The organism is Vibrio sp. 10N.222.49.C9 (genome assembly GCF_041474985.1).
Classification (GTDB): Bacteria; Pseudomonadota; Gammaproteobacteria; order Enterobacterales; family Vibrionaceae; genus Vibrio; species Vibrio crassostreae_C.
Genome location: NZ_JBFRVD010000986.1, coordinates 1 through 555, shown reverse-complemented (window position 1 = coordinate 555; position 555 = coordinate 1). Strand labels below are relative to the sequence as shown.

Sequence of the window (555 nt, the reverse complement as noted above, 5' to 3'; positions counted from 1 at the left end):
GAACCGGGTCGAGCGATCGCGGCTAACGCAGGTGTGCTGCTGACCAAGGTTGAATTCCTGAAGCATACTGAACACAAAAACTTCGCTATTATTGATGCAGCAATGAATGACCTTATGCGTCCGGCGCTATATCAAGCGTGGCAAGATATTGTGCCTTTGCTACCAAGAGAAGGTGAGCCAACGACTTATGACCTGGTTGGCCCTGTATGCGAAACAGGAGACTTCTTGGGTAAAGATCGCAATCTTGTGCTAGAACAAGGCGATCTCCTAGCAGTGCGCTCTGCTGGGGCTTATGGGTTTACTATGTCCTCAAACTATAACTCTCGCCCACGTGTTGCCGAGGTTATGGTGGATGGCGATACGCTACACCTCATTCGTCAGCGTGAGAGCGTTGAAAGCTTATGGCAACTAGAAAGCACATTACCGGAGTAATTGAACAGAATGCATTTCCATTTCTCTAAAATGCACGGACTAGGCAACGACTTTATGGTCGTTGACTGCATTACTCAAAATATATTCTTTTCGCCAGAATTGATTCGACGTCTTGCTGATCGC

General features: G+C 47.4%; 1 protein-coding gene and 1 pseudogene. Both read left to right on the top strand.

The genetic code is table 11. From position 1 onward, the window contains the following. On the top strand, positions 1–432 hold a 432-nt coding region (locus tag AB4585_RS26550; protein ID WP_408063598.1), incomplete at its 5' end, for a diaminopimelate decarboxylase family protein. A 9-nt stretch (positions 433–441) separates the two neighbouring features. Then, positions 442–555, top strand: a pseudogene (gene dapF / locus AB4585_RS26545) (diaminopimelate epimerase); the annotation flags it as partial.